The following is a 19410-nucleotide window of genomic DNA, read 5'->3' as shown; positions in this document are numbered from 1 at the left end:
TCAACATGCGCGATGATACGTCAGTGCGGCGGAAGGGCGTTCGGAAAAGTTGTCGCGGAGGTCAGCCGCGGCGCAGGGCGCGGCGAAATTCCGACAGGCGCACCGCGCCGATCACATGGGCGATGGCGAAATAGGCCACGATGCCCAGGCCCACCAGCCCGGCCAGCGCCAGGTAGCGCAGCCCGCCGGTATCGAGCGCCTGCGCCAGCCCCGCGGCGGCCACCCAGAGCACGGCGCCCATGAGCCCTGCGGCCAGGCAGATGCGCCAGATCCGGGTGCGAAAGCGGGCGTCGAAGCGGGCCACGTCACCGAACCTGCGACCGCCGCGCACCAGCAGCAGCACCATCGCCCAGCCCGCCAGGGTGGTGGCGACGGCGGGGGCGAGCCAGCCCAGCACCGGCGCCAGCCCGATCGCGGCGGCGGCGTTGATCGCCATTGCCACCAGCGCGTAGCGGAACGGCGTGCGGGTGTCCTCGCGGGCGAAGAACAGCGGTTGCAGGATCTTCTGCAGCACGAAGGCGGGCAGGCCGAGCCCGTAGATCGCCACCGCCTGCGCGATGGCGGCGCTGTCGGCGCCGGTGGTCTGGCCGCGTTCGAACAGCACCGAGACCAGCGGCAGCGGGATCACCACCAGGGCCACGGCGGAGGGGATGGTCAGCGCCAGCGAGACCTCGGCGGCGCGGCTGAGCGCATGGCGCGCGCCGTCGTTGTCGCGCGCGGCCAGCCGACGCGAGAGATCGGGCAGCAGCACCACGCCGATGGCGATGCCGACCACACCGAGCGGCAGTTGATAGAGCCGGTCGGCGGCGTAGAGCCAGCCCACGGCGCGGTCGAAATAGCTGGCGACCTGCTGACCGACCAGCAGGTTGATCTGTACCACGCCGCCGGCCAGCGCGGCGGGGATCGCCACCCGCACCAGCCGGGCCAGTTCCGGTGTCCAGCGCGGGCGGCGCGGCCGCAGCGGGAACCCGGCCTGAGCCGCGGCGCGCCAGACCAGCGCCAGTTGCGCCACGCCCGCCGCCGGGATCGCCCAGATCAGCGCCTGGGCGACGTTGCCGCCCAGCCAATGCGCCGCCGCCATGGCCGAGACCAGCAGCACGTTCAGCAGCACAGGTGCTGCTGCGGCGGCGGCGAACCGGCCGGTGGCATTGAGGATGCCCGAGAACAGCGCCGCCAGCGAGATGAACAGGATATAGGGAAAGGCGATACGCCCGAAGTCCACTGACAGCGCGAATTGTTCCTGCCCGGAAAAGCCGCTGGCCATGGCAAAGATCAGCCAGGGCATCGCCACCTGCGCGAGCAGCGTCAGCACGATCAGCACCGAGGCCAGCCCGCTGAGTGCATCCTCGGCAAAGCGCTGCGGGTTTTCCCCGGTCTCGAACTTTTTCGAGAACATCGGCACGAAGGCCATGTTGAAGGCGCCCTCGGCGAAGAAGCGGCGGAACAGGTTGGGCAGCCGGAAGGCGACCACATAGGCCTCGTAAAGTGGGCCGGTGCCGAGCAGCGCGAGGATCATCGCGTCGCGCAGAAAGCCCAGCACGCGGCTGGCCAGCGTCCAGACGCCGACGGTGAAGAACCCGGCCATCAGGCGGATCGGTTTCATCCTGCGCTCGCGCGGGCTGGGGTCGGCACGTCAGGCGCCCTTTCATGCGGTTTCGCGGCAGGCTTAGCCGCTTTGCGCGCGATGGGGAAGGGGCGCGCACCGCGTGCGGGTGTCAGGTTTCGGCGCGCTCGGCGCCTTCGTCGATCGCCTGCCGCAACTTGGTCTCGAGCGATTTCTGCTTGGATTTGGAGTGGTATTTCAGCCCGAACATATCCTTGACGTAGAAGCTGTCGACCACCTGTTCGCCATAGGTCGCGATCACCGCGTTGGCGATATAGACATTGGCCGAGGCCATTGCGCGGGCCAGATCGTAGAGCAGGCCGGGGCGGTCGCGGGTGTCGACCTCGATGATGGTGTAGATCTCGGATCCGTCGTTGTCGAAGGTGATGTGGGTCGGCACGTTGAAGGCCTTTTCCCGCTTGCGGATCTTGTCGCGGGATTTCAGCGCGTCGCGGGTCACCACCTCGCCCTTGAGCGTCTTGTGGATCATCTGGCGCAGACGCGGCAGGCGGGCGGCCTCGAACGGGTGGCCGTCGCTATCCTGGATCCAGAAGGCATCGGTGACGTAACCGTCCTTGGTGGTATAGCTGCGCGCATCCACGACATTGGCGCCGACCAGCGCCAGCGCGCCGGCAATGCGGGCGAAGATGCCGGGATGGTCGCCCATCACGAAACAGGCGCGGGTGGCGTCGCGGTCCTCGTCGGGATAGAGGCGGATGATGATCTCGGCCGGGTCGCCCCTGTCCTCCAGCTCGCGCAGCATCTCGGCGAAATCGACATGCGCGGTGAGGTGCAGCCCCTGCCAGTAGGGAGGGTAATGGCGGCCGGTTTCGAGTTTGAGCACCGGTTTGGGCCAGTCAGGCAGGGCGGCGCGCAGCGCCTTCTTGGCCTCGGTGCCGCGGTTCTCGCGGGTGAGATCCTCCATCCCGGTTTCCAGCGCCCTGCGGGTCTGGCGATAGAGCGCGCGCAGCAGCGCCGCCTTCCAGTTGTTCCAGGTGGTCGGTCCGACGCCGCGGATGTCGCAGACGGTGAGCACGGTCAGCAGGTCGAGCCGCTTGACGGTTTTGACCGCCTTGGCAAAGTCGCGCACCGTGCGCGGGTCGGCGATGTCGCGTTTCTGCGCGGTGTCCGACATCAGCAGGTGATAGCGCACCAGCCAGGCGACGGTTTCGGTCTCGGACTTGTTCAGGCCCAGGCGCGGGGCGATCTGCCGGGCAATCTTGGCGCCGAGGATCGAATGATCCTCGGGTCGGCCCTTGGCGATGTCGTGCAGCATCAGCGCGACATAAAGAACCCGGCGGTTGACCCCGCGTTCCAAGATGCTGGAGGCGACCGGCAGCGATTCGGTCAGCTCGTTGCGTTCGATTTTGGCGAGCTGGGCGATGCACTGGATAATGTGCTCGTCCACGGTATAGCTGTGGTACATGTTGAACTGCATCATCGCCACGACCGGTTCGAACTCGGGGATGAAGGCGGCCAGGACCCCCAGTTCGTTCATCCGCCTCAGCGCGCGCTCGGGGTTGCCGTGCTTGAGCAGCAGGTCGAGAAAGAGGCGCTGCGCCTCCTTGTCGGTGCGCAACTCGTCGTCGATCAGCTCAAGGTTTGCCGTCACCAGCCGCATCGCGTCGGGGTGGATCAGCATGCCGGTGCGCAGCCCCTCCTCGAAGATCCGCAGCAGGTTCAGCTTGTCGGCCAGAAACGCCTCGGGGTCGGCGATGGCGAGGCGATTGTTGATCACCTGGTAGCCCGCCCGTACCTTGGGGCGGCGGCGGAAGATGCGTTCCAGCAGGGGTTCGCTCTTGAGGTGAGTCGCCTCCAGCTTGGTCAGGAAGATCCGCGTCAGGTCGCCCACCGCCGTGGCCTCGCGGAAGTAGCGCTGCATGAAGATCTCAACCCCGCGCCGCCCGGCCCGGTCGCGGTAGCCCATTCGCTCGGCCACCTCGACCTGCAGATCGAAGGTGAGCTGTTCGGTGGGCCGCCCGGTGATCAGGTGCATGTGGGACCGCACCGCCCAGAGGAAATCCTCGGCCTGGACAAAGCGGTCGAACTCGTCGGGGCGGAACACGCCCAGAGGCACCAGTTCGGCGGCGTCCTGCACCCCGTGGATGTACTTGGCGATCCAGAACAGCGATTGCAGGTCGCGCAGCCCGCCCTTGCCCTCCTTGACGTTGGGCTCGACCACATAGCGTTCGCCCTGCTTGCGGTGGCGCGCCTCGCGTTCGGCAAGTTTGGCCTCGATGAAATCGCGGCCGTTGTCGGAGAACAGGTCGGATTTCAGCCGCGCGTCGAATTCCTCGGCCAGCGGCACGTGACCGGCGAGAAAGCGATGTTCGAGCATCGCGGTGCGGATGGTGAAATCCTCCTGCCCGAGCCGGAGGCAGTCGCGGATCGTGCGGCTGGCATGGCCGACCTTCAGCTTGATGTCCCAGAGCGTGTAGAGCATCGATTCGATCACGCTCTCGGCCCAGGCGGTGATCTTGTAGGGGGTCAGGAACAGCAGATCGACGTCCGAGAACGGGGCCATCTCGCCCCGGCCGTATCCGCCGACGGCGATCACCGCGATATGTTCGGCCAGCGTCGGGTTGGGCAGCGGGTGCAGATGGGTGGTGGCCAGGTGCAGCGCGGCGGTGACCAGCCCGTCGGTGAGATAGGTATAGGAGCGGGTCAGCGGGCGCGCCGCAAAGGGTTGTTCGGCGAAGGCCTCGGCAATGGCGGCGCGGCCGGTGTCCTGCGCGGCGCGCAGGATGCGCACCGCCTCGGCCCGCATCACTGCCGGGTCGGTGGTGGCCGAGGCCGCCGCGTCGATCTGCGCGCGCACGGATGCGGCATCGAAAATGGCGGCCTCGTCGCCGATCAGCGGGCCGGGCGGAACCGGCAGGATGCGGGCCGCAGGCGCGGCGGGATCAGAACCCGGCGCCGGAGAAACTTGCTGGGGCAGGGTCAATCACAACCACCTGTTTGTTCTGGATCGTGGCCACTGCGAGACCCCGGTCGTTGGTGCCGTCCGGGCGCAGCCGGAAGATGCCGCCGACGCCCTTGAACCCGGCGCTCTGGGTCAGGGCGGCGCCAGTCAGCGCGTCGGACTTGCCCGCCCCCACCAGCGCGCCGATGGCGGCGATACCGTCATAGGCCAGCCCGCCGATCGGGTGCGGCGGGCCGCCGTAGGTATGGGCATAACGGTCGCGGAACTGCTGAGAAAGGGCCGGGTCGGGCAATGCGAACCAGCCGCCCTGGACTCCGGGCAGCGCCAGCGTTTGTGCCGGGATGTCCCAGCGGGTGAGGCCGATGTACTGGGTGGTCAGCGGCGACACGCCGGCCTCGGGCAGAAGCTGCGAGAACAGCGGCAGCGCGCCGGCAGTGGTGGCGGTCAGGAACAGGGTGTCGGCGCCCTGGGTCTGCACCGCGTCGCGCACCGCGGGCACCGCGTTGATGACGCCCTGCTGCGACAGCTCATGCGAGACCGCGCCGGCCTCGCGCAGCCCGGCCTCGGCCAGGGCGGCGCGGATCGCGTTGCGCCCGACCTGGCCGGAGACGTCGGAGCCGTGCACCATCACCGCGCTGGTCTTGCCCTGCCGCTTGGCATAACTGGCCAGCCGCCGGGCGGTGTTCTCGAAGGTCGGACCGAGCACGAAGAGGTTGCCGCCGGCGATGGTGGTGTTGTTGGAGAAGGACAGCACGTTGATGTTTTGCCCCGCCACGGCCAGCCCGGCCGCGTTCGCGGCCTCGCCATAGACCGGGCCGAGAAGGATGCGGGCGCCCTCGTTCACCGCCTGGCTGGCCACCGCGGCGGCGGTGGCCGCATCGCCCCTGGTGTCATAGACGCGCAGGTCGATCTGCACGTTCTGCAGATCGGTGATCGCAAGGCGCGCCGCGTTTTCAAGGCTTTGCGCCAGCACCGCGTCGCCGGAGTGGCCCGAGCCCCGGGGCACCAGCAGCGCCACCGGCACCGGCTTCGAGGTATTGATCGTCGGTCCGCCGCCGCCCACCATGGCGGTGTCGCAGGCCGACAGGACGAGGGCCGCCAGAAGCGCGAGAACGGTCAGCGCCGCCTTGCGGGCGGAGGTGAAAACGGCAAACATGACGACATATACTCCCTGATCCGGCGGTCTGGCGCCGCGTGCCAATCCGGTCCGGATCATAAAGCACTGAAAGGTCGGGTCCAGCGTTGAATCACCAAAAAGTCTCCCTGTTGCCGGGGCTGTATTTCATCGCCACCCCGATCGGGACGGCGCGGGACATCACGCTGCGGGCGCTGGATGTGCTGGCCTCGGCCGATGTGATCGCCGCCGAGGACACCCGCAGCCTGCGCCGGCTGATGGAGATCCACGGGGTGCCGCTCGAGGGGCGGCGGATCCTGGCCTATCACGACCACAGTGGGCCGGCGGCGCGGGCGAAACTGCTGGCCGCGCTGGGCGAGGGGCGCTCGGTCGCCTATGCTTCGGAGGCCGGGATGCCGCTGATCGCGGACCCGGGGTATGATCTGAGCCGGGCCGCCTCGGAGGCGGGGTACACGGTGACCTCGGCGCCGGGACCTTCGGCGGTGACAACGGCCCTGACGCTGGCCGGATTGCCCACCGATGCGTTCTTTTTCGACGGCTTCCTGCCGAACGCGACGCAGGCGCGGCGGGCGCGGCTGGAGGCGCTGCGCGAGATTCCCGGAACGCTGGTGTTCTACGAATCGCCCAAGCGCGCGGCGGCGAGCCTGGCCGACATGGCCGATGTTCTCGGCGGCGCGCGGCCGGCGGCGCTGTGTCGGGAGCTGACCAAGAAGTTCGAGCAGGTGCGCCGGGGCACCCTGGCCGCGTTGGCCGAGGGCGCCGCGGACGACCCGCCACGGGGTGAGATCGTGATCCTGGTGGATCGCGGACATTTACCGAACGTTAGCGCATCCGACATAGAGTCGGACCTGCGCACGGCTCTCGAGACGCATTCGGTGCGCGATGCCGCCGACCTGGTGGCGCGGATGCACGGGCAGAAGCGGCGCGAGGTTTATCAGATGGCGCTGGGGCTGTCGAAAGGGTGAAGCGATGCTGGATTTCGGGGCAGATATTGCGGAATACTCTGGCCGCGCGGGGCCTGTGGCCGACCGCCGGAACCGGGGGTTTCGGGCCTATCGATCCGGCACGGCGGCCGAGGACAGCATCGCGCGGGATTACCAGCGGCGCGGTTTTTCGATTGCCCGGCGGCGCTGGCGCGGCAAGGGCGGCGAGATCGATCTGATCGCGCGCCGGGACGCGGGCGTGATCTTCATCGAGGTGAAGGCAGCGCGGGATTTTGCCACCGCCGCGGAACGCCTCGGCGCGCGGCAGATGCAGCGGCTGTACTCGGCGGCCAGCGAATTCCTCGAGGGCGAACCGGCGGGCCAGTTCACCGAGGCGCGGTTCGACGTGGCACTGGTCGATGGGCGCGGCGCATTCGAGATCGTCGAGAACGCCTTCGGCGCCTGATCCGCGCTGATCATGGCCGATCCCCATTGAACCCCCCGGCCCGCTGGGCCATGTATCCTTGGACCGTGCTGCCGGAACAGGGAACAGAGCCATGAAGATCGCCTTTCAGATGGACCCGATCGGGGCCGTGGACATCAATGCAGACAGCAGCTTTCGGCTGGCCGAGGAGGCGCAGGCGCGGGGGCACGAGCTGTTCTTCTACGGGCCGGACCAACTGGCCTACCAGGAGGGGCGGATCACCGCGCGGGGCCATGATTTCACGGTGCAGCGGGTGCCGGGCGATCCGGCGGTGCTGGGGCCGGCGCGCGAGGTGGACCTGGCCGAGTGGGATGTGGTCTGGCTGCGGCAGGACCCGCCCTTTGACATGCATTACATCACCTCGACCCATCTGCTCGACCGGCTGAAGGGCCAGGCGCTGGTGGTGAACGACCCGTTCTGGGTGCGCAATTACCCCGAGAAGCTGCTGGTGCTGGATTTCCCGGATCTGACCCCGCCGACCACCATCGCGCGCGACCTGGCCACCATCCGCAAGTTCAAGGACAAGCACGGCGACATCATCCTGAAACCGCTCTACGGCAATGGCGGCGCCGGGGTGTTCCGGCTCGATGTCAATGACCGAAACCTGAGTTCGCTGCACGAGCTGTTCACCGGGTTCAGCCGCGAGCCGCTGATCGTGCAGAAATTCCTGCCCGACGTCAGCAACGGCGACAAGCGGGTGATCCTGGTCGATGGCGCCCCGGTGGGCGCGATCAACCGGGTTCCGGCAAAGGGCGAGACGCGCTCGAACATGCATGTGGGCGGGAGGCCGGAAAAGATCGGGTTGAGCGAGCGGGACCTGGAGATCTGCGCCGCCATCGGGCCGCTGCTGAAGGAAAAGGGCCAGGTTTTTGTCGGGATCGACGTGATCGGCGATTACCTGACCGAGATCAACGTGACCTCGCCCACCGGCATCCAGGAACTGGAACGCTTCGACGGCATCAACGTGGCCGCGCAGATCTGGGAGGCGGTGGAAGCGCGCGCCGGATGAGCTGGCAGCGCGTCGCCCTCAACCTGATCCTGCGGCTGACGGAGAAACCCTATCTCGCCCGGGTGCGCGACCCGAAGGTGATTCGCACCAGTTTCGAGCGCCGCGCGCGCTGGCTGTTCCGTCCGCCGCGCGACGTGCCCGTCGTGCCGACGCGGCTGGGTACGGGCGCGGGCGCGCTGGAGGGGCTCTGGGTCGGCGAGGGGGCGCCGAACGGCGGGGCGATCCTGTATTTCCATGGCGGAGCTTACGTTTCGGCAGCCCCCGCACCCATGCGGCGCTGGCGGCGCGGCTGGCGCAGTTGACCGGCGTGCCGGTTTGCCTGCCCGATTATCGCAAGGCGCCCGAGCATCCGTTTCCGGCGGCGGTGGAGGACGCGCGGGCGGCGTTCGAGGCGCTGATCGCCTCGGGTGTTCCGGCGGGGCGGATCGTGCTGGGCGGCGACAGCGCCGGTGGCGGGCTGGCACTGGCGCTGTTGGGGGATCTTTGCGCGCGGGGGGCGGCCTTGCCGGCGGCGAGTTTCGCCTTTTCCCCGCTGACCGACCTCGGGTTTTCCGGGGAAAGCTTTCGCGCCAACGCGGCGCGCGACGTGATGCTGCCCGCCGGGCGGGACAGGGACATGGCGCAGATGTACCTGCAGGGCGCCGACCCGGCGCAACCCCTCGCCTCGCCGCTTTTTGCCGATTTCACCGGGGCGGGGCCGGTCTGGCTGACCGTGGGGGATACCGAGATCATGCTGGACGACAGCCGCCGGATGGCGGCGCATCTGCGCGCGCAGGGGGTTGCGGTCGATATGACCGTGGCGCGCGATCTGCCGCATGTCTGGCCGTTCTTCTGGCGCTACCTGCGCGAGGGCGAGGCGACGCTGCGCGACCTCGCGGGATGGATCAGGCGGCAATCGAGGCGGTCAGGCGAAAGCTGAGCGCCTCGGCCAGATGTGACCGCCGGACGTCCTGTGCGCCATCCAGATCGGCGATGGTGCGCGCCACCCTCAGGATGCGGTGATAGCCGCGCGCCGAGAGGCCAAAGCGCTCGGCCGCCTTTGTCAGCAACGCGCGCCCCTCGGCATCGGGCGCGGCGATCCGGTCCAGCAGGTTGCCCTCGGCGTCGGCGTTCTGGCGGGCGGTGGGATGGTCGGCGAAGCGCGCCGCCTGCACCTCGCGCGCCGCCGCGACGCGGGCGGCGACGCTCTCGGACCGTTCGCCGTCGGCGGGCAGGTCGAGATCGGTGAAACCGACGGGGGGCACCTCGACCCGCAGATCGAAGCGGTCCATCAGCGGGCCGGAGATGCGGCCGAGGTAGTCGGCCCCGCATTGCGGCACCCGCGCGCAGGCGCGCTGCGGATCGGAGAGATAGCCGCATTTGCAGGGGTTGGCGGCGGCCACCAGCATGAAGCGGCAGGGATAGGTCACATGAGCGTTGGCGCGCGCGACCATCACCTCGCCGGTCTCGATCGGCTGGCGCAGGGTTTCCAGCACGGTGCGCGAGAACTCGGGAAACTCGTCCATGAAGAGCACGCCGTTGTGGGCCAGGCTGATTTCGCCCGGGCGGGCGCCGCGACCGCCGCCGACGATGGCGGCCATCGAGGCGGTGTGATGCGGTTCGCGGAACGGGCGCGTGCGGCTGATCCCGCCCTCCTCCAGTACGCCGCAGAGCGACTGGATCATCGAGGTTTCCAGCGCCTCGGTCGGGGTGAGCGGCGGCAGCAGGCCGGGCAGGCGGGCGGCGAGCATGGATTTGCCCGAGCCGGGCGGGCCGACCAGCATCAGGTGATGGCGCCCGGCGGCGGCGATTTCCAACGCGCGCTTGGCGCGTTCCTGGCCTTTGACGTCGCGCAGGTCGCGGTTGGCGGGGGGCGCGGTGACCTCGCCGGGCTCGGCCGGCGCGATCGGGGCCTGACCGGTGGCATGGCGGATCACCGCGCCCAGGCTTTCGGCGCCGATCGCCTGGCAATCGCCGACCCAGGCGGCCTCGGCGCCGCAGGCGGCGGGGCAGAGCAGGCTGCGCCCCTCCTGCGCGGCGGTCATCGCGGCGGGCAGCGCGCCGGGCACCGCGATCAGCGTGCCGTCGAGCGACAGCTCGCCCAGGGCCACGGCGGTTTCGGTGGCGTCGTCGGGGATGATGCCGAGCGCGGCCAGCAGCGCCACGGCGATCGGCAGGTCGAAATGGCTGCCCTCCTTGGGCAGGTCGGCGGGCGAGAGGTTGATGGTGATGCGTTTGGCCGGCAGCGCGATGGCCAGCGCACTGAGCGCGCTGCGGACCCGGTCGCGGGCCTCGGACACCGCCTTGTCGGGAAGGCCGACGATGGCAAAGGCCGGCAGCCCGGGGGTGACGGCGCATTGCACCTCGACAAGGCGGGCCTCGACCCCCTGGAAGGCGACGGTATAGGCGCGTGAGACCATGGGCCGCCCCTGTGCCGGTGATGGACAGACCATCGCTAGCGGGCGGGTGGTTTAGGAATGGTTAACGCTGGCGCCGGAGCGACCGTCGGAGATGAGTATTTGAAACGAGAAGAAGCGGCGGGATCAGTCCGGGATCGGCCAGTCCCCGCTGGGCAGGTCGAGGGCGTAGGGCAGCGGATCGTAGGTCACCTCGCGCGCCATGTCGCGCCATTTCCGCACCGCCGGATCCGAGAGCAGGGCGGTGCAATAGGCATGGGCGGGCGCGCTCACCGGCAGCTCGTAGCCGAGGATACGGGCGGCGACCGGGGTGTAGAACACATCGGCCAGACTGTAGGCACCGAACAGCCAGCCCTCGGCCGCGCCGGAGAGGCCGCGGGCGTGGGCCCAGAGGGTTTCGATCCGTGCAAGATCGGACTGAACGGCGGGCGAGGGGGCAAAGCCCCGGTATTGGCTGTGCAACTGCATCGGGCAGTCGGCGCGCAGGGCGGAAAAGCCGCTGGTCATCTCGGCGCAGAGCCAGCGGGCGGTGGCGCGCTCGGCCGGGTCCGCCGGCCAAAGCCCGGCATCGGGGTGGCGTTCGGCCAGGGTTTCGGCGATCGCCAGTGTCTCGCCCAGCACCGTTCCGTCCGGCAGCCGCAGCGCCGGGACCAGCCGCGCCGGGGCCAGCGGCGCGAGGTCGGCGGCCATGGTGCCGCTGTAGAGGCCGACGAAATGGCTGCGCACGGGCAGGGTGAATTTTTCGAACATCAGCCAGCCGCGTAGCGACCAGCTGGAGAACATCGCATCGCCGAGATAGAGATCATAGGTCATGGGCGCAGGATGGGCCGCGCGGAGCGGTTTCGCCTAACGACGATTTGTGCGGCGGTGCGTCACGGGATGTGATTGATCCGCTCCGCGTGCCAGCGCGACGCTTCGCAATGGATCTCGGTCACCGACAGGTTGTCGATGCGATGACCAAAGGCGGTTTCGGCGTCGATTCCCAGGGCGCGCTGGACCTGGGTCAGGATCAGGCCGAAATGGGCCACGACGATCAGCTCGCCCCCCGCCAGCCGGGAGATCAGCGCGTCGATGGCGGCGTCGGCGCGGGCACGCAGATCGTTCCAGCTTTCGCCGCCGGGCGCGCGGTTGCTGCCGGGGGTTTCCCAGAAGGCGCGGATGCCCTCGGGGTCCTCGGCCTCGATCTGCTGGAACCGGCGCAGCTCCCAGTCGCCGAAGTTCAACTCGCGCAGGCGCGGATCGTGCGGCAGGCGGGGCCGCGCGCCCTGGATCGCGTCCGCGGTGGCGGTAGCGCGGATCAGATCGGAGGAGATCACTGTCGCCGTCTCTGGCAGAAACGTCGAAAGCCGGGCGATGGCCACGGTGTCGGAGAGATCGGCGGGCAGGTCGGACCATCCGACCATGGATTTGGCATGGGTCGGCCCGTGCCGGACCAGGTGCAGGCGGGTCATGGCAGGGTGCCTTTCAGCAGGTTGGGCAGGCCCGCCACCACCTGCACCACGGTTTCGGCGCGGGCAGCGAGCGCGATGTTCAGCCGTCCCTGCGCCTCGCGGAAGCGGCGCGACAGCGCATCACCGGGCACGATGCCCTGGCCCACCTCGTTGGAGACGATGATGATCCCGGCGGTGCAGGTCGCGATATCCGACAGCAACCTGTCCTGCGCCGATGTGAGATCGCTGTCAGCCATCATGTGATTGCTGAGCCAGAAGGTGGCGCAATCGACCAGGCAGATGCAGTCTACGCCGAGCGTGGAGAGCACCGGGCCAAGCTCCAGCGGGGCCTCATGCGTGGTCCATCCTGCATCGCGGCGGGCCCGATGTTTCGCCACCTTGCCGCGCATCTCGTCATCAAGAGGCTGTGATGTGGCCAGGTAATGTCTTGTCTTTCCGGCGGTATCGGTCAGCCTTTCGGCATATTCCGATTTGCCTGACGCCGCCCCACCCAGTATGAATATGAGTCCAGAAGACATATTTTACCTTTTTTGATCCGCCAAACCCCGGCCTGCGTAGCACGTATGAAAAGCAAGGCAAGACGCGCTGAAACGCACGCCGATTGAAGGGGGAAAAAGATGGCACTTGATTCGACCCAAGACATGACGATGTCCCGCCGGGCAATGAAGGCCGAGTTGCTGGATGCCGAGACCGAGTTGAAGCTGGCCTATGCCTGGCGTGACCAGCGCGACGAGGCGGCGCTGCACCGGCTGATCACCGCCTACATGCGGCTGGCAATCTCGATGGCGTCGAAATTCCGCCGCTATGGCGCACCGATGAACGACCTGATCCAGGAGGCGGGGCTGGGCTTGATGAAGGCCGCCGACAAGTTCGACCCGGATCGCGGCGTGCGGTTTTCCACCTATGCGGTCTGGTGGATCAAGGCCAGCATTCAGGATTACGTGATGCGCAACTGGTCGATGGTGCGCACCGGCTCTACCAGCAGCCAGAAATCGCTGTTTTTCAACATGCGCCGGGTGCAGGCCAAGCTGGAGCGCGAGGCGTCGAAGCAGGGCGAGACGCTGGATCGCCACCAGTTGCACCAGATGATCGCGACCGAGGTCGGCGTGCCGTTGCGCGATGTGGAAATGATGGAGGGCCGCCTTTCGGGCAGCGACTTCTCGCTCAACGCGGTGCAATCCGCCGACGAGGAGGGCCGCGAATGGATCGACACGCTGGAGGACGACAGCGCGCAGAGCGCGGAGCTGGTCGAACACTCCCACGATACCGCGCAGCTGCGTGAATGGCTGGTGACCGCGATGCAGGGGCTGAAGCCGCGCGAACGGCTGATCGTGCGGGAACGAAAGCTGCGCGACGACCCGCGCACGCTGGAAAGCCTGGGACAGGAGCTTGGCCTGTCGAAGGAGCGGGTGCGACAGCTTGAAGCGGCGGCGTTCCAGAAGATGCGCAAGAGCCTTGAGGCCCAGTCGAAGGAAGTGCAAAACTTCCTCGTATGACAAGGTTTCTTTTCGCCCTTGGCGCGATGCTCGTTGCCTGTGCCGCCCCTGCCGGGGCGGTTTCTCTTTCCGATGCACTGGTCGATCGGATGCGCGGCGCGCAGGTGGTGTTGTTGGGCGAGGTGCATGACAATCCCGCGCATCACCGGGTGCAGGCCGAGGCGGTGGCCGCGCTGGCCCCCCGCGCGGTGGTCTGGGAGATGCTGACGGCGCAGGTCGCGGCGCAGCTGACGGCGGAGATCATCGCCGATCCCGCCGCGCTGGCCGAGGTGACCGATTGGGACAAATCCGGATGGCCGCCGCTGGAGTTCTATTTACCGGTGTTCCAGGCGGCGTCGGGGGCGGCGCAGTTCGGTGCACTGGTGCCGCGCAGCACGGCGCGGGCGGTGATGGAGACCGGGGCCGCGGCGCATTTCGGGGAGGATGCGGCGCGCTACGGTCTGGCCGATCCACTGCCGGAGGATGAGCAGGCCGCGCGCGAGGCCGATCAACTGGCCGCCCATTGCGATGCCATGCCGCCTCAGATGCTGCCGATGATGGTCGAGATCCAGCGGCTGCGCGACGCGGTTTTGGCCCGCGCGGTGCTGCGCGCGCTGGAAGAAACCGGCGGGCCGGTCGCGGTGATCACCGGCAACGGCCATGCCCGGGCCGATCGTGGCGTTCCGGTCTACCTGCAAAGCGCGGCGCCAGATGTGGCGGTGTTCGCCCTGGGCCAGTCCGAGGACGGGCAAGTTTCGGGGCAGTTCGATGCGGTGATGGATGGCCCTGTGACCCAGCGCCCCGATCCCTGTGCCGGTTTTGCCAAACCGGATTGAGCGGTCATTCGCCTCTGGCGGATCGGGGCGCGCTTGCCTAGGGTCGGGTCGCGGCCAGCATGGCCGACGCGAGAGGGGAGACAGGGGATGCTGGCCGAAAAGCGGATTCTGCTGATCATCGGTGGCGGGATCGCCGCCTATAAATCGCTGGAGCTGATCCGCCGGTTGCAGGATCGCGGTGCGCGGGTGACCCCGGTGCTGACCGCAGGCGGCGCCCAGTTCGTCACGCCGCTTTCGGTTTCGGCGCTGGCCGGGCACAAGGTCTATACCGACCTGTTCGACCTGACCGACGAGGCCGAGATGGGCCATATCGAGCTGTCGCGCAGCGCCGATCTGATCGTGGTGGCCCCGGCCACCGCCGACCTGATGGCAAAGATGGCGGCAGGGCTGGCCGACGACCTGGCCTCGACCCTGCTTTTGGCGACCGACACGGCCGTTCTGGCCGCCCCGGCGATGAACGTGCGTATGTGGGAGCATCCGGCGACCCAACGCAACCGGACACAACTGGAACAGGACGGGATCGGCTTCATCGGCCCCAACGAGGGCGGCATGGCCTGTGGCGAGTTTGGCCCGGGCCGCATGGCCGAGCCAGCGGAGATCGTCGCGGCGGTGGAGGCGCGGCTTTCCGGCGGGCCCCTGGCGGGCAAGCGCATCGTCGTCACCTCCGGCCCCACCCATGAGCCGATCGACCCGGTGCGCTATATCGCCAATCGCTCCTCAGGCGCGCAGGGTACGGCGATTGCCGCCGCGCTGGCGGGTCTTGGGGCCGAGGTGGTCTTTGTCACCGGCCCGGCGGATGTGCCGCCGCCGCCGGGGGTCGAGGTGATCGCGGTGCAGACCGCGCAGCAGATGCTGGAGGCGGTCGAGGGCGCGCTGCCCGCCGATGCCGGTGTCTTCGCGGCGGCGGTGGCCGACTGGCGCGTCGCCTCTGCCTCGGACCGCAAGCTGAAGAAAAGCCGCGACGGTATGCCCAGCCTGGAGTTCGCCGAGAACCCCGACATCCTCAAGACCGTGTCGCAGATGGCCGAAGGGCGTCCGCGCCTTGTGGTGGGGTTCGCCGCCGAGACCGACGACGTGATCGATAACGCCACCGCCAAGCGGGCGCGCAAGGGCTGCGACTGGATCGTCGCCAATGACGTGAGCCCGGCGACCGGCATCATGGGCGGGACCGAGAACGCCGTGATCCTGATCTCGGACGAGGGTCACGAGGAATGGCCGCGCATGGGCAAGGCGGAGGTCGCCGACCGGCTGGCGCGGCGCATCGCGGCGGCGCTGGACGATTGATCCGGGCGGCGCGGACAGGAACCAGAACAGGACAAGGGGCCATCGCCAATGGTTGCAATCCGGGTGATCCACGAGGCCGGGGCGGACCGGGACATCCCGCTGCCCGGCTATGAGACGCCGGGGGCGGCGGGGGCCGACCTGCGCGCCAACCTGCCCGACCGGGGCGCGATCGAGCTGGCGCCGGGGGCGCGGGCGCTGGTGCCGACGGGGTTGAGGATCGAGATCCCGGTGGGCTACGAGGTGCAGATCCGGCCGCGCTCGGGGCTGGCGCTGAAGCACGGGATCACCCTGCCCAACAGCCCCGGCACCATCGACAGCGATTATCGCGGCCCGCTGGGGGTGATCGTGATGAACGCAGGGCATGAGCCCTTCGTCATCGCTCATGGCGACCGCATCGCCCAGATGGTCGTCGCCCCGGTGGTGCAGGCGCGGTTCGATCTGGCCGACGACCTCACCGAGACCGCGCGCGGCGCCGGCGGCTTTGGCTCGACGGGGCGGCGCTGATGCTGCTGGTCCTTGCGCTTGCCGCCGGGCTCTGGGCCATTGGCTGGGCCGCCGGGCTGCCGCATCGGCTGCGCTGGGCGATGATCGGGCTGTTGTACCTTGCCGTGCTGGCGCTGCACCTGACCCTGCCGGACGGGCATCCGCTGCGCCTTGCCACCGGCAAGGAGGCCGCGCTCTGGCTGCTGCTGGGCGGAGCCGCCCTGATCGCGCTGGTCTATGGCCGCAGCGTGCGGGCGTTGAAGCGCCGTGCAGGCGCCAAGGAAGACGCCGCCGAGCCGGCGAAGCCCGCCGGCACCTTCTCCGAGACCGAACTCAACCGCTATGCCCGCCACATCGTGCTGCGCGAATTGGGCGGGCCGGGGCAGAAGCGGTTGAAACAGGCCCGCGTCCTGGTGATCGGGGCCGGCGGCCTTGGCTCGCCCGCGCTGCTCTATCTCGCCGCCGCCGGGGTGGGCACCATCGGGGTGATCGACGATGACACGGTCGAGGGTTCCAACCTGCAACGGCAGGTGATCCACACCGAGGCGCGGATCGGCATGCCCAAGGTGTTTTCGGCCGAGGCGGCGCTCAAGGCGCTCAACCCCTTTGTTGCCGTCCGCCCCTATCACCGCCGGCTGGAGGAGGAGATCGCCGCCGATCTCTTCGCCGACTATGACATTATCCTCGACGGCACCGACAATTTCGATACCCGCTACCTTGCCAACCGCGTGGCGGTGGCACAGGGCAAGCCGCTGATCTCCGGCGCATTGGCACAATGGGAGGGGCAGGTGAGTGTGTTCGATCCTGCCCATGGCGCGCCGTGCTACCAGTGCATTTTCCCCGAGGCGCCGGCGCCGGGTCTTGCCCCCTCTTGCGCCGAGGCCGGGGTGATCGCGCCGCTGCCCGGTGTGGTGGGGGCGATGATGGCGGTCGAGGCGGTCAAGGTGATCGCCGGTGCGGGCGAGGCGCTGCGCGGCCAGATGTTGATCTATGACGCGCTCTATGGCGAGACGCGCCGGATCGCGCTGAAACGGCGCGCCGATTGCCCGGTCTGCGGCGCCGGGGCCTGACCCCGGCGGCAGGCGCGCCCCTCAGCTCAGCCAGGTCAGGTCGTATTCGCTGGTGCCGGCCAGATCGGTCAGGCGGATCTCGAAATCCAGGAATCCGATCAAAAGGTCGTCTCCATCGTCCCGTGCATCGAGGAGAAACGGGGAACCGCCCAGAAAGGCGATGTCGAGGGAATCCTTTTCCACATCGAAGTCGCGGATCACGTCCGATCCCGCGCCGGGGTCGAAGAGGAACACATCGCGTCCGCGCCCGCCCCACAGCGTGTCGTCGCCGTCACCGCCTTCGATCAGGTCGCGGCCTCGACCGCCCCGGATGATGTCGTTTCCGGCACCACCGACCAGATCGTCGTCGCCGATCCGCCCCGAGAGCCGGTCGTCACCCCGATTCCCGAACATCACGTTGTCCGCGGCGTTGCCGCGCAGCCAGTCATCGCCATCGCCGGAAACCGCATGCTCGATCCTTGTGTCGGGGCCGAAGGAGAAGAACGTGCTGTCACCGTCGCCGATGCCACCGCTGCGAGACAGGTTCACCTCGATGTCGCGGGTGAGCGCCGCGAGGTTGAGCACGTCGTCCACGCCGCGCAGATCGGTGATCTCGCCCCGGGCCGGATCGCTGTCCAGCAGGTCAAAACCCTCGTCGGTGAAAGTATAGACATCGTTGCGGCCCGGCGTCGTGCCATGGGCGGTGACCGAAAACCCGGACAGTTGGATAGATTTGTCGTTGTCCACGGTATCCTCTGCCCGCAGGGTCCAGCTGCCGGTCGCGTCCTCGCCCCGCAGGTGTTGCACAAGGAAGGTCCAGCTCAGCCCGTCCTTGGCGACCTTGCCGGGCGTATAGACGGAGCGTTCGGTGTCGGTCAGGGCGATCTCGGTCCCGTCGGGAGACACCAGCGTGAGTTGCAGATCATGGATCCGGTCGGCCTGGATATGGACGCTCACCTCGACGGTTTCGATATCGAAACCACCCTCGGCCTCGATTTGCGCGGTCAGGTCCAGCGCGGTGCCATCGCCGGGAACGTCATGAACAACGGCGGGGGCCGGGCCGCTGGTGACCTGCTTTTCGTTGGCCGAGGTGGCGGGGTTGGCGAACAGGCTCCAGACCTCGGCCATGCGCACGGCGGCCAGCGGATCGACCTCGCCATAGCCATAGTCGTTGCTGATGTGCCGCCCGCCGCCGTTCCAATGGGTATCGCCGTTGGTTTGCCAGGCAAAGCGTTCGCGCGGGCTGTCCAGGTCGTGGCCGGTGCGGGTGGCCGACAGCGACAGGATTTCCTGCACGTCGCGCCAGCCCAGGTCGGGGTTGGCCTCCAGCATCAGCGCCACCACGCCCGAGACCATCGGCGTCGCCGCCGAGGTGCCGTCGAAGAACATGTAATCGGTCGGGTCCTCCACCAGCTCGCCCACCCCCGGCAATTGCCGGTTTGTCAGCCCATAGGGGGCGCCCCAATCGACGTCATGGGTGTTGTTCGTCGTGATGGTCCCGGTCTTGACGCCCACCCCGACCGGCGCGGTCACCAGAAGGTTCGCCCCGCGATTGGAATAGCTTAGCACGACCCCGGAATGCGAGGTTGCCCCGACCAGGATGAACTCGCGCAGGGTGTTGTAATACTCGGCCTGTGCCGTCGTGGATTCATTGCCGGCCGCCTTTACCAGGATGGTGCCCAGCCCGTAACGGCCGGATACGGCGGCCTCCTGATAGGCGGCCGCGACCAGGGGGCTGCTTGTCACCGGGTCGCCCAGGGCGTAATTCGGCACCCCGCCCCAGCTGTTGTTCGACACGTCCACATGCTGCAACGTCTCGAACAGGGCATTGGCGAGCGGGGTCTTTCGGTTTTCCCACCAACCCTGGAGCCCCACCGACACCAGGCTGGCGTCAAAGGCGACACCGACCGCCCCCTCTCCGTTGGCGGAGGCCGCGATCAGCCCGGCGACACCGGTGCCATGCGTCGTGTTCGGATCGGGGTCGATTACATACCGCTCGCCCCGAAACAGCGGGAACAGCCCGGTGAGCTGCTTTCCGGCCAGGTCCTGGTGGTGGAAATCGACGGATTCGTCGTAGACGCCGACGATGACCCCCGAACCGGTGTATTCCCCCCAGACCGTTTCCAGCCCGTTCAGCGCGGCCAAATGGCGTTGATGGGGATAAAGCGGATCGGTGGGCGTGAACGTGGCAATGGCAGAGGCGTCAGGCATGGCGGTGCTCCGGTGACCGAGGACGGTGCGGTGATCCTGCCCGATCCTGCGCGCCAAGTCATGCACCGATCCCGGTCGCACGGCGTTTGGGTTTCCCGGTGCACTTGTTCCGCAGGGGGGCGACCGCCGGGCGCTCTGGACATTGCCG

The 19410-nt window shown here is 68.4% G+C and carries 18 protein-coding genes; 10 read left to right on the top strand and 8 right to left on the bottom strand.

Annotation, left to right across the window (positions count from 1 at the left end):
- Positions 1-61 precede the first annotated feature (61 nt).
- The 3 genes from murJ to P1U75_RS13425 form a co-directional block, all read right to left on the bottom strand.
- On the bottom strand, positions 62-1603 hold the full coding sequence (gene murJ, locus P1U75_RS13435) for a murein biosynthesis integral membrane protein MurJ (RefSeq protein WP_300244234.1): 1542 nt from the start codon (positions 1601-1603) through the stop codon (positions 62-64).
- 112 nt (positions 1604-1715) lie between these two features.
- A complete protein-coding gene (locus P1U75_RS13430) occupies positions 1716-4439 on the bottom strand; it encodes a [protein-PII] uridylyltransferase (RefSeq protein ID WP_300244313.1) in 2724 nt (907 codons plus the stop codon).
- A gap of 67 nt (positions 4440-4506) precedes the next feature.
- Positions 4507-5682, bottom strand: a complete 1176-nt coding sequence (locus P1U75_RS13425) for a penicillin-binding protein activator (RefSeq protein WP_300244232.1) — start codon at positions 5680-5682, stop codon at positions 4507-4509.
- Positions 5683-5768: 86 nt separating this feature from the next.
- Here P1U75_RS13425 and rsmI point away from each other — a divergent pair, with 86 nt between their 5' ends.
- The 5 genes from rsmI (at position 5769) to P1U75_RS13400 (ending at position 8996) form a co-directional block, all read left to right on the top strand.
- A complete protein-coding gene (gene rsmI / locus P1U75_RS13420) occupies positions 5769-6626 on the top strand; it encodes a 16S rRNA (cytidine(1402)-2'-O)-methyltransferase (RefSeq protein ID WP_300244230.1) in 858 nt (285 codons plus the stop codon).
- A gap of 4 nt (positions 6627-6630) precedes the next feature.
- The gene (locus P1U75_RS13415) at positions 6631-7050 is read left to right on the top strand and encodes a YraN family protein (protein WP_300244228.1); all 420 of its coding nucleotides are present in this window, start codon (positions 6631-6633) and stop codon (positions 7048-7050) included.
- Between the two features lie 91 nt (positions 7051-7141).
- On the top strand, positions 7142-8077 hold the full coding sequence (gene gshB / locus P1U75_RS13410) for a glutathione synthase (RefSeq protein WP_300244226.1): 936 nt from the start codon (positions 7142-7144) through the stop codon (positions 8075-8077).
- Entirely contained in the window at positions 8074-8379 is a 306-nt protein-coding gene (locus P1U75_RS13405; protein WP_300244224.1) for a hypothetical protein, read from the top strand. Before gshB ends, P1U75_RS13405 begins: the two co-directional genes overlap by 4 nt.
- A gap of 5 nt (positions 8380-8384) precedes the next feature.
- Complete coding sequence (locus P1U75_RS13400) at positions 8385-8996, top strand: alpha/beta hydrolase fold domain-containing protein (RefSeq protein ID WP_300244311.1); 612 nt, start codon at positions 8385-8387, stop codon at positions 8994-8996.
- Here the strand turns inward: P1U75_RS13400 and P1U75_RS13395 are convergent.
- The 4 genes from P1U75_RS13395 to cobU form a co-directional block, all read right to left on the bottom strand.
- Positions 8962-10476 (bottom strand): YifB family Mg chelatase-like AAA ATPase, encoded by a 1515-nt coding sequence (locus tag P1U75_RS13395; protein WP_300244222.1) that lies wholly within the window; start codon positions 10474-10476, stop codon positions 8962-8964. The two genes, P1U75_RS13400 and P1U75_RS13395, sit on opposite strands and share 35 nt — an antisense overlap.
- A 123-nt stretch (positions 10477-10599) precedes the next feature.
- Positions 10600-11286 carry a glutathione S-transferase gene (locus tag P1U75_RS13390; protein ID WP_300244220.1) on the bottom strand — a complete coding sequence of 229 codons (687 nt, stop codon included), beginning with the start codon at positions 11284-11286 and terminating at the stop codon, positions 10600-10602.
- Between the two features lie 59 nt (positions 11287-11345).
- Complete coding sequence (locus tag P1U75_RS13385) at positions 11346-11924, bottom strand: histidine phosphatase family protein (protein WP_300244218.1); 579 nt, start codon at positions 11922-11924, stop codon at positions 11346-11348.
- Positions 11921-12442: a bifunctional adenosylcobinamide kinase/adenosylcobinamide-phosphate guanylyltransferase gene (cobU, locus tag P1U75_RS13380; RefSeq protein ID WP_300244216.1), complete on the bottom strand. Its 522-nt coding sequence runs from the start codon at positions 12440-12442 to the stop codon at positions 11921-11923. The genes P1U75_RS13385 and cobU overlap by 4 nt, the downstream gene beginning before the upstream one ends.
- Before the next feature lie 99 nt (positions 12443-12541).
- On the opposite strand from cobU, the gene P1U75_RS13375 reads away from it, so the two are divergent.
- The 5 genes from P1U75_RS13375 to moeB all read left to right on the top strand — a co-directional run bounded on the left by P1U75_RS13375 (position 12542) and on the right by moeB (position 17072).
- Positions 12542-13420 (top strand): RNA polymerase factor sigma-32, encoded by an 879-nt coding sequence (locus tag P1U75_RS13375; protein WP_300244215.1) that lies wholly within the window; start codon positions 12542-12544, stop codon positions 13418-13420.
- Positions 13417-14235, top strand: a complete 819-nt coding sequence (locus tag P1U75_RS13370) for a ChaN family lipoprotein (RefSeq protein ID WP_300244213.1) — start codon at positions 13417-13419, stop codon at positions 14233-14235. Before P1U75_RS13375 ends, P1U75_RS13370 begins: the two co-directional genes overlap by 4 nt.
- Before the next feature lie 87 nt (positions 14236-14322).
- Entirely contained in the window at positions 14323-15519 is a 1197-nt protein-coding gene (coaBC, locus tag P1U75_RS13365) for a bifunctional phosphopantothenoylcysteine decarboxylase/phosphopantothenate--cysteine ligase CoaBC (protein WP_300244211.1), read from the top strand.
- 48 nt (positions 15520-15567) lie between these two features.
- Entirely contained in the window at positions 15568-16023 is a 456-nt protein-coding gene (dut, locus tag P1U75_RS13360; protein WP_300244209.1) for a dUTP diphosphatase, read from the top strand.
- On the top strand, positions 16023-17072 hold the full coding sequence (gene moeB / locus P1U75_RS13355; RefSeq protein WP_300244207.1) for a molybdopterin-synthase adenylyltransferase MoeB: 1050 nt from the start codon (positions 16023-16025) through the stop codon (positions 17070-17072). Before dut ends, moeB begins: the two co-directional genes overlap by 1 nt.
- A gap of 21 nt (positions 17073-17093) precedes the next feature.
- On the opposite strand, the gene P1U75_RS13350 is transcribed toward moeB, so the two are convergent.
- Positions 17094-19262 (bottom strand): S8 family serine peptidase, encoded by a 2169-nt coding sequence (locus P1U75_RS13350; RefSeq protein ID WP_300244205.1) that lies wholly within the window; start codon positions 19260-19262, stop codon positions 17094-17096.
- Between the last annotated feature and the right edge of the window lie 148 nt (positions 19263-19410).

The sequence above is a fragment of the Antarcticimicrobium sp. genome, assembly GCF_029212575.1.
Classification (GTDB): Bacteria; Pseudomonadota; Alphaproteobacteria; order Rhodobacterales; family Rhodobacteraceae; genus Antarcticimicrobium.
Note: the sequence above shows the minus strand (reverse complement) of the source record. Positions and strands in the feature narration are given on the sequence as shown.